The sequence below is a fragment of the Pseudomonas paraeruginosa PA7 genome (genome assembly GCF_000017205.1).
Classification (GTDB): Bacteria; Pseudomonadota; Gammaproteobacteria; order Pseudomonadales; family Pseudomonadaceae; genus Pseudomonas; species Pseudomonas paraeruginosa.
Map to the genome: position 1 here is coordinate 4,585,692 of NC_009656.1, position 16,057 is coordinate 4,601,748.

The 16,057-nt window shown below is 60.2% G+C and carries 16 protein-coding genes; all 16 read left to right on the forward strand.

What is annotated here, in order from left to right:
* Positions 1 to 4 precede the first annotated feature (4 nt).
* The 16 genes from tprA to PSPA7_RS21210 all read left to right on the forward strand — a co-directional run bounded on the left by tprA (position 5) and on the right by PSPA7_RS21210 (position 15,991).
* Positions 5 to 274 carry an ICE element conjugation transcription factor TprA gene (gene tprA, locus PSPA7_RS21140; protein WP_012076847.1) on the forward strand — a complete coding sequence of 90 codons (270 nt, stop codon included), beginning with the start codon at positions 5 to 7 and terminating at the stop codon, positions 272 to 274.
* Positions 271 to 2,004, forward strand: a complete 1,734-nt coding sequence (locus PSPA7_RS21145; protein WP_041025392.1) for a ParB family protein — start codon at positions 271 to 273, stop codon at positions 2,002 to 2,004. The genes tprA and PSPA7_RS21145 overlap by 4 nt, the downstream gene beginning before the upstream one ends.
* A gap of 27 nt (positions 2,005 to 2,031) precedes the next feature.
* Positions 2,032 to 2,787 carry a DUF2857 domain-containing protein gene (locus PSPA7_RS21150; RefSeq protein ID WP_012076849.1) on the forward strand — a complete coding sequence of 252 codons (756 nt, stop codon included), beginning with the start codon at positions 2,032 to 2,034 and terminating at the stop codon, positions 2,785 to 2,787.
* Between the two features lie 2 nt (positions 2,788 to 2,789).
* The gene (locus PSPA7_RS21155; RefSeq protein ID WP_041025393.1) at positions 2,790 to 4,115 is read left to right on the forward strand and encodes an STY4528 family pathogenicity island replication protein; all 1,326 of its coding nucleotides are present in this window, start codon (positions 2,790 to 2,792) and stop codon (positions 4,113 to 4,115) included.
* Positions 4,116 to 4,491: 376 nt separating this feature from the next.
* Positions 4,492 to 4,731, forward strand: coding sequence for a hypothetical protein (locus tag PSPA7_RS21160; protein WP_031632156.1), 240 nt, complete (start codon positions 4,492 to 4,494; stop codon positions 4,729 to 4,731).
* Between the two features lie 542 nt (positions 4,732 to 5,273).
* Positions 5,274 to 5,444 carry a hypothetical protein gene (locus PSPA7_RS21165; protein WP_003159716.1) on the forward strand — a complete coding sequence of 57 codons (171 nt, stop codon included), beginning with the start codon at positions 5,274 to 5,276 and terminating at the stop codon, positions 5,442 to 5,444.
* A gap of 156 nt (positions 5,445 to 5,600) precedes the next feature.
* Positions 5,601 to 6,329 (forward strand): PFL_4669 family integrating conjugative element protein, encoded by a 729-nt coding sequence (locus PSPA7_RS21170; RefSeq protein WP_023098073.1) that lies wholly within the window; start codon positions 5,601 to 5,603, stop codon positions 6,327 to 6,329.
* A gap of 5 nt (positions 6,330 to 6,334) precedes the next feature.
* Complete coding sequence (locus PSPA7_RS21175) at positions 6,335 to 6,883, forward strand: DUF3158 family protein (RefSeq protein WP_012076854.1); 549 nt, start codon at positions 6,335 to 6,337, stop codon at positions 6,881 to 6,883.
* A gap of 47 nt (positions 6,884 to 6,930) precedes the next feature.
* Positions 6,931 to 7,761 carry a Rha family transcriptional regulator gene (locus PSPA7_RS21180; protein WP_012076855.1) on the forward strand — a complete coding sequence of 277 codons (831 nt, stop codon included), beginning with the start codon at positions 6,931 to 6,933 and terminating at the stop codon, positions 7,759 to 7,761.
* A 29-nt stretch (positions 7,762 to 7,790) separates the two neighbouring features.
* Complete coding sequence (locus PSPA7_RS21185; RefSeq protein WP_012076856.1) at positions 7,791 to 8,279, forward strand: single-stranded DNA-binding protein; 489 nt, start codon at positions 7,791 to 7,793, stop codon at positions 8,277 to 8,279.
* A gap of 149 nt (positions 8,280 to 8,428) precedes the next feature.
* Positions 8,429 to 8,740: a helix-turn-helix domain-containing protein gene (locus tag PSPA7_RS21190; RefSeq protein ID WP_003461002.1), complete on the forward strand. Its 312-nt coding sequence runs from the start codon at positions 8,429 to 8,431 to the stop codon at positions 8,738 to 8,740.
* A 76-nt stretch (positions 8,741 to 8,816) separates the two neighbouring features.
* A complete protein-coding gene (crpP, locus tag PSPA7_RS32725; protein WP_003109353.1) occupies positions 8,817 to 9,014 on the forward strand; it encodes an ICE-associated protein CrpP in 198 nt (65 codons plus the stop codon).
* Positions 9,015 to 9,128: 114 nt separating this feature from the next.
* Positions 9,129 to 11,048: a type I DNA topoisomerase gene (gene topA / locus PSPA7_RS21195; RefSeq protein ID WP_003120981.1), complete on the forward strand. Its 1,920-nt coding sequence runs from the start codon at positions 9,129 to 9,131 to the stop codon at positions 11,046 to 11,048.
* Positions 11,049 to 11,056: 8 nt separating this feature from the next.
* Positions 11,057 to 11,809, forward strand: a complete 753-nt coding sequence (locus PSPA7_RS21200; protein ID WP_003120982.1) for a hypothetical protein — start codon at positions 11,057 to 11,059, stop codon at positions 11,807 to 11,809.
* Between the two features lie 319 nt (positions 11,810 to 12,128).
* Positions 12,129 to 14,018, forward strand: coding sequence for a hypothetical protein (locus PSPA7_RS21205; protein WP_012076857.1), 1,890 nt, complete (start codon positions 12,129 to 12,131; stop codon positions 14,016 to 14,018).
* Positions 14,015 to 15,991 (forward strand): DEAD/DEAH box helicase, encoded by a 1,977-nt coding sequence (locus PSPA7_RS21210; RefSeq protein ID WP_012076858.1) that lies wholly within the window; start codon positions 14,015 to 14,017, stop codon positions 15,989 to 15,991. Before PSPA7_RS21205 ends, PSPA7_RS21210 begins: the two co-directional genes overlap by 4 nt.
* Positions 15,992 to 16,057: the final 66 nt, after the last annotated feature.

Below are 16,057 nucleotides of genomic sequence, written 5' to 3' on the forward strand. Positions count from 1 at the left end.
CAACATGAAGAACGTTACTTCGATCAGCCGCAAACACGCAGAAGACAAGTTTGTTGTACGCATGCCGCAAGGGCTCCGCGATCAGCTCAAGCAAAAGGCCGCGCATAACCACCGCTCGGCCAACAGCGAGATCGTCTACCGACTGGAGCGCAGCAACGAGCTCGAGGAAGAACTCGCGCGAGCAAACCGAATGGTCGACGAGCTCCTCGCCAAGAACCAGCGTCTGCAGGCAGAGCTGGCGGCGGCGAACGCGCCTCAGGTGGCGGAGGCATGAGTATGGCCAAGATCAACCCGCAAGATCTGAAAGACCGGCTACTTGCCCCTGGTTTTACCGCGCCGCCCAAGGTTCTGGAGCAGCTGTCGGACCCAGTCAGCGACACGCCCATGGTCCTGACGCTCGACCAGGTCCTCCCCTGGCACGATAACCCCCGGACCACTCGAAACCCGAAATACGATGAGTTGAAAGAATCGATCCGGCATCGAGGCCTCGATACGCCGCCACCAGTGACTCGACGCCCTGGCGAAGACAAATACCGCATTCGCAACGGCGGAAACACTCGCCTGGAAATTCTCAACGAGCTCTACAAAGAGACCGGCGACGAGCGTTACTTCCGCTTCAACTGCCTATTCCGCCCCTGGGATCAGCAGCGCGGCGAAATCATCGCGCTCACCGGTCACCTGGCCGAAAACGATTTGAAGGGCGACCTCAAGTTCATCGAGCGGGCCGTCGGCATTCAGAAAGCGAAAGCCTTGTATGAGGAGGAGAAAGGAGAACCGGTCGGCATCCGCGAGCTATCTCGGAAGCTCACCGATGACGGCTATCCTGTTTCACCCTCACACATCAGCAAGATGTTGGATGCCGTTGAGATACTGCTGCCAGCCATCCCTGTGATGCTGTATTCGGGACTCGGCAAACCTCAAATCGAAAAACTCCTGTCACTCAGAAAGTCAGCCTCTTCCTGCTGGACACGTCTATACGCCGGCGAAGGCATCGACTTCGAGATGCTGTTCCAGGACACCCTGGCAATCTTCGACAGTAGCCCTGACGAATTCATATTCGACCGATTCCAGGACGAACTCATCGACCAGATGAAGCGTCCCTTGGGCCTGCGTTATGACCAGATCCTGCTCGAGATCACCAACGGGCAGCAGGAACAACGCCGCAGCACTCTGGTCGACCTGCCCACACCTGCCGGGCCACCTGAAATTCCACCAGTTGGGCAGGAAAACCCTGCTGCGTCGTCTACTGGGCAAGCACAAATACAGAGCCCCGCTACCGGCCTCCAAACGTCCAAGACCAAGAGCCCCCCGGGTACATCTACCCTGCCAGCTCCGCCGCCACCAGTCCAACAACAGCAACTGACCGACGAGGAGCGTGCAGCGGTCTTGGCAGGCCATATCGTGAGCCCGGTATCGACCAGGATCCAGCAGACTCGCCAACGGCTTGCCGGCCTTGAGGGTGAACATCTACCTGTCTTCGATGAAACAGCCCTGCAGGCAATCCCAGTGCAAGTCGGCGGTCTGCACCCGATCACCGACCTCTGGTACATCGAGCGGTCGATCGATACCCCCGAGATCTTGCGACAGCACATCGCTGACCTGGCTGAAGAGATCGCTCTGCACGTCGGCGCCCCAGGCGAGATCGTCAGGATCCAGGGCGGTGTGGGTTACACGTATCGCGAGCCCAATGAAGACCGTGAGATTACTGATTCAGCGCTGCACCTCATGACGTTGCTTCAAGCGCTCAGCGGCCAGGTCCAAGTCGTTCTGAACACTCACGATCAACAGACCTGCCGCGATGCACTGGGTGAATTCCAGTTCTCAGCTGGCCTAGCTCAGTTGCTGCTGGGCCAACCCACCACAAGCGATCAGCCATCCAGCCAGGCAGGCCGTCTCAATGACGAAGCCCTGGTGAAACTGTTCCGGATCATTCGTCTTGCCCGACGCCTGGTTGACCTTGAGCTGCCGCCGACCGCCTTCGAGCAAGCAGCTACTGACCAGTGATTTCGCACGATTTGGGGAGGGATCGACATGTCGAAGTCGTTGATCAATGAAGCGGTCCTGACGCAGGTGCTCAACCACCTGCGCAACGGCCAGCTCAGGCGTTGTGCCGAGATGGGGCTGCGGCCGGAGATTCTGGCTCAGCTCCAACAGCCTGCCGTCATGAGCATCCTGACCAATACCCCGGTTTCCTGGGTAGACGTCAGAGTGAACATCGACGTCATGGAGAAGATCCTGGCCACAGCCGAGCGCAGCGCGCAGGAAGACCTGCAGATCGAACGCGCACTGAAGCTGGGAGCCACCACAACGATGATCCAGAGCTTTTTCGGTCTGTCGCCGGAGGACACCGCCACCAAGCGCTTGATGCTGGAGATCCACCCGCGCCGCGGTCGCTGGCGGCAGCTCGATGAACAGATCGAGCGCCAGATTTGGTTCCGCTGGGAGCACCTGATGCATGAAAACCAGGTCCGCCTCGAGGACAGCATGGAGTTGCTGGACATCGCGATGATCCTCACCGAGGAAATCAACGCCGGAATCGAACAAGACAGTCCAGAATTCATCAGCCTCGCCATTGTGTGGTCTCTCATCCAGAGCTGGTTGAAAGACAACCTCTATCAACCAAACAGGAAAGGACAGGCCAAGCCCACCACCCTTTACCTGGCCAGCGTCAGCGCTCACCTCCCCTCGCCTGCGGCTCACCCGCCACAGAGTCCCGCCCTGGAGATTGAGCCTGCGCAGCAGCAACTCCTCAACCTGGTTCAGTCGGAAGGCGATACGACACCATGACAATGAGGCTGTCGCGCTTTCCCATTTCGACCTTGCTGGACTCGGCCTCGGGACATCTCGAGGACCACTTGTTTAAGAAGCGGCTCGCTGCCGAAAGCGGCGAACCGCTGGCTCAACAATATTCCGGTATCATTTTCAGCGGCAACCCGCATGAAACCGTTCCTCGGCGCCTGCTGCTGGATAAACGCCTCACCCCGCTGGAGCGGAACTGCTGGCAAGTGTTCCGCCTGCTCATCAACGACGACGGGCTGACCGCGTTCCCGACATACGAGCAACTACGCCCCTACCTCGGTATGCAGCCGGGCAAGATCGCCTCGCGCGAAACCATCGCCAAGGCACTCACGGTCCTTCGTCTGACCCGCTGGCTCAGCCTCGGCCGACGCCTACGCAACGACCTCAACGGACAGGTCCAGGGCAACGTTTACATCCTTCACGACGAGCCTGTCTCTCCAGCCGAAGCCTTGGAGCTGGACACCGACTACATGCAGTTGCTGAGCCAATCCACCGGCCACGGCAACCGAGCCATACGCGAAATCGGGCAGATCATCTGGCGGGAGTTCAGGGATGACCCGGACGTGGGTCGCCGCCTCCCAACCCATCTGGAGAAGCTCGAGGGACGATTGAACCACCAGCAATGGGCTATCGATAGTCAGCTCGAAGCGGATCCAGCGGCAGAGTTCGGCATCCGAACTCTGCCCGATCTACCTCATTCAACCCCGAGTTCGGATGCCGAACTCAGTGAAATCAGCAACAAGCAATGCGCTTTACCGCTGAGTTCGGATGCCGAACCCAGACAGAATCCGCCGAGTACGCCCTTGGTTCGGATGCCGAACTCATATAGTACGTATACATACAAACAAGATTCTGTATGTAAAAAGCCAGTACAACCGCGAGCACGCGAGGACGCACATCCGAACTGGCAGGATCTCCTGAACGGACTGGAGGCCGAGCAACGGATCCAAGCCGTAAGCGCGCTCCGACGGGTGTCGGAGGATCTTCGGCTACCCATCATCGAGCAGTGGCAGCACCGATGTGCCGGCGGAACCGTCGGCAATCCGTTCGGCTACCTCATGACGCTCATCCAGCGTGCAGTCCAGGGCAAGTTCAACGCTTCTTGGACTCCGGAAGAACCGGCTGAGCGAACCATCCCCGCAACGGAACGCCCCATTCGTGCTCCGGCACCATCAAGCCCCATAGCGCCTACACAGCCTCAGGTCCAGCCCAGGGGGGATACCCGGACAGGGAGCGAGGTCCTCAGCCGGCTCAAGGACCTCATTCGGCCCAGGCACGGATCGAGCGTGCCATCCGAGCGGGGTGATGAGCCATGAGAAAGTCTCGGTCGGGCGTCGTGTTTTTTAGTGTTGCGGCCCGCATCACTCTGCCAAGGAACGACCTCGGCGCCGACGGCAAGCTGGGTGTTTCCACTGGAAACACTCTGCCAAGGATCGACCTCGGCGCCGGCGGCGAGTTGGGTGTTGCCACTGGCAACACTCCGCCAGGACCTGGCCTCGGCGCCGCCGGTGCGTTTGGTGTTTCGGCCCGAAACACTCTGCCAAGGATCGACCTCGGCGCCGGCGGCGAGTTGGGTGTTGCCACTGGCAACACTCCGCCAGGACCTGGCCTCGGCGCCGCCGGTGCGTTTGGTGTTTCGGCCCGAAACACTCTGCCAAAGCGAGACATCACCACACACGAGGAACTCAAACAATGTTCTTGAGCATGGCCCCTTTCTTTTTGGTCGTTCTCGTTCTTTCTGCACTTTTTACAGATGCGTGGAACGACCGAGAACTCAGGCTGTTGTTAATGCTGACCGTGTTCGGGTATTCACTAACCGTGTTGACCATTACGGTTGAGATGTATCGCTTTGAAATGGCAGAAAAAGCGATGTGGGGAGCTTCATGCAACAAAGCCAACTACATGAACTGCCAACCAGATTACCAACGGTAGAGATACCCAAGTCGGCGCCAACGGCAAGATGAGTGTTTCCACTGGAACCACTCCACCAGGTCCTGGCCTCGGCGCCGGCGGCAAGCTGGGTGTTGCGGCCCGAAACACTCTGCCAAGGATCGACCTCAGCGCCGACGGCGAGCTGGGTGTTTCCACTGGAAACACTCTGCCAAGGATCGACCTCGGCGCCGGCGGCGAGTTGGGTGGTTCCACTGGAACCACTTCACCAGGAACTGACTTCGGCGCCGACGGCAAGCTGGGTGTTTCCACTGGAAACACTCTGCCAAGGATCGACCTCGGCGCCGGCGGCGAGTTGGGTGGTTCCACTGGAACCACTTCACCAGGAACTGACTTCGGCGCCGACGGCGAGTTGGGTGATTCGGCCCGAAACACTCTGCCAGGTCCTGGCCTCGGCGCCGCCGGCGAACTGGGTGTTGCCACTGGCAACAGTCCGCTAGGACCTGGCCTCGGCGCCGAGGGCTATCAACCTCTCCCACTCAATAGGAACCGAAAAGATGTGCGACTCAATCGTGTATGCCCCTATGGACGAACTCGAATTCGAGCGGCTGCTAGGGCTGGCAACCCTATTCAACGACAACGATGAATGGCCTATCGACTTTACGGAGCTGCAGGAACTGAGCGAGCTGCTCGGCAAGCTCAAAAGTTGCGTCGACGTAGCGATAGACAACGCCCCTGAGGGGGCCAAGAGCTGAAGGAAGCCAACCTCCATGAGCCGCAAGCGGGATGATGATGAACCCGCACTGCCAGCGGAAATACCCCAGCGGCGAACCATGTATTTCCTACTGCGCGCTCCTACCCCGATCAGCACGATGTGGCCGAACCCCTTCCCTATAAAGGAACCCTGCACCATGGCTGAAACCCATCGGCTTCAGATCGGCTCTCTCCGCAGCGATGTCGCCCTGACGCTTCACACCTATCACGCCGCCCGCATCTGGACAGGCCGGCAGAAGTCGGATGCCAAGCACAGCATCCTCGGCCTCTCCGGCTTCTGCGCCTACGTGAATCGCATGCACCGCGGGGCAGCACTGGACGATCCGTACTCCGACTGGTGGCTGGTTCAGATCGAAGAGAAAGTCGAGAGCTGCCAAGCCGCACTCAAGGCCATCGACCAGCGACTGGATGACGTCATGGCCAAGCTGCCCGCGACCCTCGATATCTCCGAGAACCTGTCCGTCACACCGGTCAAGGTCCCGTTGTTCATCTCCAACCCTCTCGGCTTCAAGGCAGTCTATCTCCTGACCAACTACGACGAACTCGCCCGTCGAATCCTGCTGGCCCAGCACGTCGGACTGGTCGGTCGCCGCGACATGGAGGTCTGGCTCGACGAAGGTGCGTCGGTGCTGCGCAGCCTCTTTGGTCTGGCCCAGAGCTACCAGTTCTCGGGGGCCACTCGCGACGACTTCGCCGCAAACAATGCTCGCGCCGAAGCCGCGCGGAAGATGTACGAGAAGTTCGGCGAGATCCCGCAGGACATCCTGGAGGGCACCCGACGCTCGAACTTCGCTCCGCCGATCACCCGAGGCCGCTCTGACGGTGATGCCGATGATGACGCTGACCGTGTTGAGCTTGAGGACTGATCGGAATGCGGCAGCTCGATAAGGACCAGCAAGGCGCTCTGCAACAAAGTGCCTTCCGCCCACTGCAACAAACTGCCTTCCAGGCGCTGCAACACAGTGCCTCACTAAAAGGCCTTTTAAAGCCTTTTAAAGGTAAGGGGGAGCTGGCCCAGTTGGCGGAGCAGTGCGAAGTCCTGGAGCAGGGATTGCTTGAACTTGCCCAGCGATTGCTGGCCCAGGTTCGTCGCCCGCCCTTCACTCTTCTGCCCGCCCGACTCATCGAGCAGCGCACATCCGCCCGCACCACCTTTCTTCGCTGGCAGCACATTGCAACCCGGCGGATGGGCGTCGGGGTGTGGGCGGAAATGCTGCGCCAGGACAAGACCCCGGAATACCTGCTGCAAGACCTCTACCAGATGGAGCTGCAGCGCATCACCCTCAACATGCAGATCAGCTTGATCCACTCCATCGGCAAGCAGGCCGCCGAGTGTGCGGAAAAGATGGGCCAGGCCGAGGCCGAGTTCATGGGCCGACTGCAGCAGAGTCAGACCCGCCCTGGTTCCGTGGGCATGTAGCTGTACCGCTCTACCTTCGACGAAACGATCACCAACGGAGAGAAAACATGAGCAACATCAGCAGCAAGACCGTTTCCAACACCAAAGCCCAGCCCTCCACCGAGGTCAGCGTCGAGATCATCGGCGGCAAGCCCACCACGACCAGCCTCGACGTCGCCAAGCATTTTCGGAAGAGGCACGACAACGTGTTACGGGATATCAAAAACTTGGAATGTCCCGAGGATTTTGCACTCCTCAATTTTGAGGAGTGTTCCCGCACGGGAGCGAACAACAGGCCAGAGCCATACGTGCGCATGACTCGCGACGGCTTCACCCTTCTCTGCATGGGGTTCACTGGCAAGGAAGCTATGCACTGGAAGGTCGCTTACATCAACGCCTTCAACAAGATGGAACAGGCGATCATCGAGCAACCCGAGATCCTCAGCCACAACCACCTGCTCCAGTTCGCTATCAAGACCCTCGACCTGATGCGCGACCACACCCTCGGCGAGCCGGCCCGACCCAGGACAGAACAGGTCGTATGCAACTACCTGGCCGTCGAGTCCTTGGACGCGGCGAATCCCGAGCAGATCAAGCAGGCCCTGAACTTCCTCCAGGGGCAGATCATCGGTGAAGGTGTGGCCGCCAAGTCCTTGCCCAGCGTGGCCGGCTCCTCCATCGCCAAGGACCTGCTCTACGGCTTGCTGCGCTCCGCTCATGACGCGGAGCTGCTGTTCAACTCCCTTTACGACAGCGGCGTCGAAAAGCTGGCCAGCGAAGTGTTCAAGGAGCACATGGCCAACACCTTGGCTGCAACGTCTCGGCAAACCCGTGAACTGCTCGGGTACGTGGCCAGCCGCGCCACTCGCTCCCCCTTCAAACCACGCTCCACCCACTAACCCCCGACTCAACCGACTGGAGATTCATCATGGCTACCCCCGTCTTCTGGGAAGGCAACATCGGCTCGGCGCCGGAGCACCGCAGCTTCCCCAACGGCAACAATCCCCCGCGGCAGTTGCTGCGTCTCAACGTGATGTTCGACAACTCGATTCCCGATGGCCAGGGTGGCTACAAGGATCGCGGCGGCTTCTGGTGCAGCGTCGAGTGGTGGCATCAGGATGCCCAGCGTTTCGCCGAACTGTTCGCGAAAGGTATGCGCGTCAAGGTCGAAGGCCGGGCGATCATGGACCGCTGGCCGGACAAAGAGTCTGGCGAAGAAGTACAGGCGCTGAAGGTCGAAGCCTCGCGCATTTCCATCCTTCCGCATCGCCTGGCCGAGGTCACCCTGTTGCCGTCTACCAACGGCCAGTCGACACAACATCAGCAGTCTCGGCAGGTGCCGCCGCAACCTGCTCAGCAGGATGCGCAATCGCAGCAGGACTACGACAGCGCCTTCGACGACGACATCCCCATGTAACAGGCGGCTTAATTTTTGGCCGCCCATTCGTGAAGCTGCGGGTGGCAAGCACTACTCTTCGCCGCCCGCAGCCTCTTAAAAACACTCGAGCAACTGGATCAACCACAATGATCGGAAATCGACTGAGGGAAGAAAGGCTTCGACTGGAAATGAGCCAAGACGCCTTTTCACAGCACTGTGGGGTGACGAAGAACACTCAGGTTTCGTATGAGAAGGGACGGCGCAGTCCCGATACCACCTATCTGCTTAAAGCCATCGAGATCGGAGTCGACGTTCTATACGTAGTCACTGGCCGACATGTTCCAGCGGCGGTGAAAGCGCTCACTCAAGAGCAGCTGGATATCCTCAATTACATGTCCGGAATGTCCGAGCAAAACCGCGCCGATCTCGTTCGCGTGGGAAGGGCAATGTATGACGCCAACCAGTTTCGAAGGATGGCGCCTGCAAACTCCCTGTCTTAATTTTGGCCGCCCGTTCGTGAAGTCTCTGGTGGCAAGGGCTTCCGATTCGGAAATCTCGACCAGTACGAGGTGCAGTGTGTCAAAGAAAGCTACCGATACCGACAAGCTGGACAGACGACACTTCAACGATCCCCACCGGACTGTACGGGCTATTGGTGCTGAGGCCGCGCGGAAAGGGCTACGGGTGTTCGACTGCCCCTACAGTCATCCTGCGATGCGGGCGTCCTGGTTGAAAGGGTTTGCCCAGGAGCAGCAACAGCAGCTCGACTTCTGATGACGTTACCCTTCAGTTCCTCTCGAAAACTGCAACAGCGCACCGTCCATTTCGTATTGTTGGCCCGCTCTCTGATCGCGACAGTTCGACCGACTGTTCCGAGAGATTCCGCCGATGCACCTCGTAATCATTGAAGCCCCGGGCAAGCTGAAAAAGCTGAGGTCCCTTCTCCCCTCGATTCGTCCCGACGTGACCTGGCAGGTCGAGGCGACAGCCGGCCACATCAGAGACCTACCCGTTCACGGCCAGGATCCGCAGATGCTCACCGTCGGCGTGGGCCAGGATTTCAAACCGCACTACCAGATCCTCTCGGGCAAGGAAAAAGCCGTCGCACGGCTGAAGGATCTGCAGCAGAAAGCTCTGGAGATCTACGTCGCATCCGACCCGGATCGCGAAGGCGAAAGCATCGGCTGGCACATACTCCAGGCTGCCGGGATCAAGAACTACAAGCGCGTTGCCTTCAAGGAAATCACCAAGTCATGCATCAGCGCCGAACTCAGCTCGCCGCGTCGCCTGGACCTCCCGAAGGTCGCCTCGCAGGAATGCCGTCGCGTCATCGATCGCCTGGTGGGGTATCTGGTCACGCCAGAGTTGCGGCGCGTGATGGGCAGGCCAACCACCGCCGGGCGCGTGCAGTCCGTCGCTGTGTACCTGGTGGTCCTGCGAGAGCGGGAGATTCGCGCCTTCACACCAATCAAGCATTTCGGGGTGGAACTGGCCTTCGTTTCGCCCAGCGACGGCCGCACCTGGAAGGCGGAGTGGGATCCAGTGCCCACGTTTGCCAGCAAGGAATTTCCGTATATCCAGGATCGTCAACTCGCAGAACTGGTGGGGGCTATACGCAATGTGATCGTCGAGACCTGCATTGATGGCGAAGAAACCGATATGCCTCCGGCGCCGTTCATCTCCTCTTCGCTCCAGATGGCAGCCGGAAATGCACTGAAGTGGTCACCCGACAAGACGATGAAAGTCGCCCAGCGGCTGTATGAACAGGGGCTCATCACTTACCACCGAACGGACAACCCCAATATTTCGAAGGACTCGATGCCGGATATCCGTGCTGTCGCCAAAGCCTTGGGGCTGAAGTGTGTAGAGCAACAGCGAATGTTCAAAGCGGACCAAGACGCTCAGGAAGGCCACCCCGCCATCACCCCTACCGACTGGATGGCCGCTACCGCCGGTGAAACTGCTGATGAGCAGGCGCTGTACCAGCTCATTCGAGTTCGCGCGCTTGCCAGCCAGATCGAAGCTGCCGTGTACGCAGTGAGAACCATCACCCTCCTGGGCGTCGGCCCCGACAAAAAGCCACTGCGCTTCGGCGCCAAAGGGAAGCTGTTGAACGTGCCTGGATGGAGAAAACTGCTGCAGGGCGATGATGCCGAGGAGCAAAAGAACGAAACGCCTTCAAGCCCCATCCCGGCGCTGGAGCCAGGCCAGATACTCAAGGTCTACAGCGGCGAGGTCCTGGAGAAGAAAACCACCCCTCCCAAACGCTTCACCGATGCCAGCCTGGTGGGCGAGATGAAGCGCCGCGGGATTGGTCGGCCATCCTCCTACGCCTCGATCGTGAAGAACATCATCGACAAGGGCCAGGTGCAGATGAAGGGCCGAAGCCTGATCCCCGGCGAGCTGGGCGAGGCCACCATAGCGCTCCTGGAGCACAACTTCAGCTTCCTCAGCCTCGACTTCACCCGCAACCTCGAGGTCGCCCTGGACCGGATCGCCAACAGCGAGGACACCTACATGAACGTGGTCCAGCAGTTCTACCAGCTCCTGCAGTCAGAGCTGCAGACGCTGCGCGCGCTCCCCAGCGCACAGGGCGACCCGCGAGCAAGCTCTACCGCCAGCGCTCCCTCGGCGCCGGCCAGTGACTTCCTCTGCGGCAAGTGCGGTCTGCCCCTGGTCCACCGAAAGAAAGCCGGCAAGGGCGGCTTCGACTTCTGGGGTTGCAGCGGCTATCGCAGCACCGGCTGCAAAGTCAGCTACCCCACCAAGGACGGCCAACCTGACTTCGACAACCCGCGCGGGCTATAGGTAAATACATGAACATGCAGACCAGCACCGACAGGAACCTCAATTTCGACTTCGTGCGCAGGCAAGTCGAGCAACCGCCAGCATGGGCATCAGAGGTCCTGCTGTCGTGGGAGGAAGCCTACCCCCAGGAAAAGCACGCCTTCCTTCAAAGCCACTACTGGACCGAGACGGGATCGATCAATGTGTTCCGCGTCGTGGGTACCGACCGCAAAGACTACCGGGGAAGGTCCTGGCTCGACTTCCTCACTGGCGGCAAGCGAATGCAGCGAAACCTGCAGGCCTTGCTGGACAACCCGAGCTACTACCTGCAGCCAACGGAGCGTAGGCCCGCGATCCACTACAACACGCTCGATGGCTTGAGCTTCTACGTCGGCTCCGACGGCAACCACCGCACCTGTATTGCTCGATTCTTCCTGGCCGAGCAGCAGAAGAGCCAGCTCCACGACGTGACGCTCAACCACTACCAGGTCAACGACGCCTTCTACCGCCTGTACGGGCAACTCCGGCAACAGGTCCTGCTACAAGGGCTGCCTGTACAAGTTCATCCGGAGCGCGTGCAGTTGGGCCGGGAAGATACTGCTGGCTGGAAGATGGATACCTACCAGACCACTTTGAACTGGCTGAACCTCAAGACTCAGGAGGAAATATCTCTGAACGAAGCCCAGGCGCGGGAGCAACTCATCGACCTCATTCGGAGAAAACCATCTGAAGAGCAACCGCGAGGCTGGAAGGCAAGGCTGAAATGTCTCATTTCAGGCTGAGTTCGCAGTCAGACTTGCATCGCTATTCGGGCCAGCTACGCTCAGCCATACACGCTGTATATCCCCGGCGTGTTCCCCGCCCCCGACACCCTGTTCCCGCACACAGGCCTGTCGGGGGCTCCTTTTGAGGTCAGTGGCCATGAAGGTCATGATGTTCAGCTTCACCGTTTTAATTCTCTTTGCAGTGACTCTCAGCGTCCACCTGGTGTTCCTGGCCTCGTAATCCAAAGAAATACAGGCCGCGTGGCCTGAACATTTCCCATCGATCCGTAGCACACCGACCAGCCACAGTGCTGCTCGCTTACACAGGAGCATGCGCGTGGCACCTCTCGACAACGCCTCCCCTAGCGGGCCGCTACAGGATCCATTCCTTGCCCGCTACAGCGAGCGGCAGCTCGCCGTTGCCAACACCTGGGCAACGCATTTCTCCCTCGCTGGGACAGCTCGAACCAAGTTCATCCGTCACTACCTGCGCAGCACCTCTACGACCAGGTGCTGGTGCATCACCGTCGCTGCAGACAACGGTGTGCGTTACACCATCATGCGTGCAGGGCCACTACTCCAGGTGTTCGACGGTCAACTGATCGGTGCGTGGGAGTGCAAGCCTACCCATCGTATCCCGGCAAGCACGCCGTCCCCAGCAGGGGCGTTGAAGCTGCTACAGCGCCTTGAGAAGTTCGACGACGCAGTTGCTGTACTCAGCTCATACACCAAGCGAGCGCACGACCTAGCCACACAGATGGCCAGGGACGACCTCGGACTTCCACATCGCCTCGTGTATCCGAGCCACAGCAACAAGCGCTACTACGCGCCAAGGCACCAGTTCTACTTGAAGCAGATCGGAGCGGTCTTGCGAACCTTCAGACAGGTCCTGGACCAAGACCTGCTGTTCGCCATCCGCTCGGTTCGGTGCCTCTCGCCCCAGCTCTACAACTGGCTGGCTCAAGGCAACCGGGTGCGCCGGCTGCAAATGCTGAAGGCTCAGCCGGTCTTGACGCCGCTACTGGTGGATTGCGAGGAGGGAGTCTGGCCTCACACGACGACCAATGACAACGGCGAGAGCATCTACCATTACCTTCCTTGCCCCTTTTCCCTGATTGATAGTGAACGACCGCAGGCCGCCGCCATGCCATGCGATTTGTACCTCGATATGGGCCGTATTCTTGGGCAGGTCGCGGACGAAGGGATTTCGGTCATCAACTTTTTCGCCTGGCTATTTCAGGCGCCGCGGGCCTCGATTCGATTTCTTAGTCACGTCAGTCCCGGCCGTGCGGGAGGAGCTCTCTTCCATCGCAAACGGGAAGGCCGATGTTCGGGATGGCATGCTCTCCTACTGGCAGCATCGTTAGGTAACCGGCGGCCGATCACTCGCGCTCAATGGACAGCATTCTATGCCGCCTACAATGCGATCCCTTGGCAAATTCACAACGCCAAGCCCGACTACAACCGTCTCTTCAACGGCTGCCCGTCGGATTGGCAGGATCCGGCATGGCTTGCAATCACTGCACGGCTGAGCGACATCAAGGAATTCTATTCCGCCCTCGACCAGGGGAACTCACAGGTTGTTCGGCAGGCGCGCAGCGCCCTGAAAGCGTATCTGGGTCATTGTACCTACCGACAGGCTGGCAACCTGGTGGACGACTACCATCAGGTCCAGAGGGAGCTGCGTGCTGCAGTGCAGAGCAGCCTGCCCGATCTGGTCGACACCGACGAGTACACCACCTGGGAGGGAATGCTGCCTGTCGGCCTTGTCGATTGCCCTAATGGCCTGCAGATCGTCGAGCTCCGCTGTCCTGCCGACCTCTATGCCGAACATGTCGCTCTGGCACATTGCATCGATAGCTACGACCAGGCCGCCTACCGAGGAGACTGCCGACTGCTCTCAGTACGTGAGGCTGGTCGTCCGCTGGCCTCTGCCGAATTGGAGCTCAGGCGTGAGCATGGCGAGCCTATAGGTAGGCCCTGGAGTCCCAAGCACCTTTCCACGGTGCAACTTCGCGAATTCGATAATGCCCCCGTGCCGACAGACTCGCCTGCCGGCCAGGCATACCGCTGGTTCATGGAACGAATTCGCTCTGGAGCCATAGCGACGAACCTGAACTGGCCCGACATGACCGTCCACATGACGCGCTTCGCCAATGGTCGCTGGAAGGCGGGCCTCGCCGAAGCCACGGCGAAATGGCTGCTCACTCGGTTGGAAGACCGATGAACCGTCCACGCCTGATCAACCGTACCTCCGCGACACCTTCGACGCTTCTGCAGCGGGCGATCTTCGACGGCTACGACTTCGGCTTGAAGATCCCCTACATCGCAGGCAGCAACCGCGCGCTGCTAGAGCTGTCCGGCTTCTTCATCAGCGCCCGGGAGCATCCGTTGCACCGCTACTGGCGGGTCCCCAAAGGCAAGCTGCTCCCTGAACTGGACACTCTGTACAACCGTCTCGCCGAGCTCGCTGGAGGCCTTCACTCCCAGTCCTGGCGGGAGTTCAGCTCCTTGGTCGAATCCGCGCAGGCCTCGCTTGACCGACAGGCCTTCACCTGGGGGATGCTGCTGCGCATCGCGCCCCTGGCCGAGGGCGGCGTCCTACTGTCAGGCGAGTTCCATCCTGGTGTGGTGGCGGTGGCTCGGCGGATGCGCGGGGTGTTCCTGCGCCCATCGAGTTCCTGGCGCATCGACACCACTCCCGAGCTGCTTCGAAGCAACCTGATTCTGGAGCTTGGCCTCGCCGAGGAACAATTCGAGATTCTGGATACTGTCCAGGAGCTGCTCAGCGACGGCAGCTTCGCGCCGTCGACCGAGCTGCCCAGCATGAGCATCGGCGGTCCACAGCAGGAACCGGCAGCGCCATCCCTGGAGGACGAGTCAGCCTCTGACATCTACCTCGCCGCGGTGCCGGAGATCGAGCGTACCGAGTACAGCTCGGCTGATATCGAGGCGGCGCTCCAGGGCTACTCACTACTGGCCCACCAGCCTGACGGCATCGCTCATCTGCTGCAGAGGACCAGCGCCTTACTGGCCGACGACATGGGACTGGGCAAGACCCGCCAGGCGGTCATCGCCGCTTCGATCCGCGCGGCGGGCAAACCAATTCTGGTCATCACCCTGGCCACCCTGCTGATCAATTGGCAGCGGGAGATCCAGGAGGTCTATCCCTCGGCCACCGTGGCCATCCAGCAGGACACCCCAGAGGCGCAGTGGATACTCGTTAACTACGAGCAGTTGAGCCCCCTCGTCGCCAACGCTTCGCGCTTCGCCGTGATGGTCATCGACGAGGCGCAGCGGATGAAGGAACCGACGGCGCAATGCACGCGGCACGGTTTCGACATTGCCGCCCAAGTGCCGAACCGCTACCTGCTTACCGGCACGCCGGTGCTCAACCGCGAGACCGAGCTGCACACCCTGCTGCGCCTCTCGGGCCACCCCATCGGCCAACTGCCGCTGAAAGAGTTCTGCGACCGTTTCGCCGGCAACCCGGAGTTCCGCCAGAGTCTGCGGGCGGAGCTGGGTGACTGGATGCTGCGCAGGCGCAAAGATGTGCTGCCCAGCCTCAAGGGCAAGCAGCGGCAGTTGCTGAAGGTGGCCCTCTCCACCGAGGAACGCCAGCAATACGACGTGCTGCGTCTCGAGGACCGACCGGTCTTCGCGCGACTCGGCGCGCTGCGGCGTTACCTGGAAACGGTGAAGGTTCGCGTGGCGATGGACCTGTTGAGCGAGCTCGACGCCGAGGACAAGGTGATCCTGTTCTGCGAGTTCAAGCCGACCGTGGCTGCGCTGAAAGAACTCTGCGAGCAGGCCGGGCACGGCTGCGTCACGCTGGTGGGCAATGACTCGCTCACCAAGCGGCAGAAAGCGATCGATCGCTTCCAGCAGGATCCCGACTGCCGGGTGTTCATCTGCACCACGGCGGCCGCCGGGACGGGCAACAACCTCACTGCGGCGAACTACGTGTTTTTCCTCGGTCTGCCCTGGACTCCCGGTCAGCAGGAACAAGCCGAGGACCGCGCGTACCGCAACGGCCAGCTCCGCATGGTGGTGGTGAAGATCCCACTGGTCGAGGGCACGATCGACGAGCAGCTGTGGCAACTGCTCAACGCGAAACGCCAGGTAGCCCAGGACCTCATCGAGCCAGAGCAGGTTGACGGAAACCGTGCGCTTTTGGCCGCAAGCCTTGCCGAACGCTGATTACTCGGGTTGAACCAGCCGCTGATCGACACAGTAAGAAAACTACTCTCACCAACCGAGCACTTC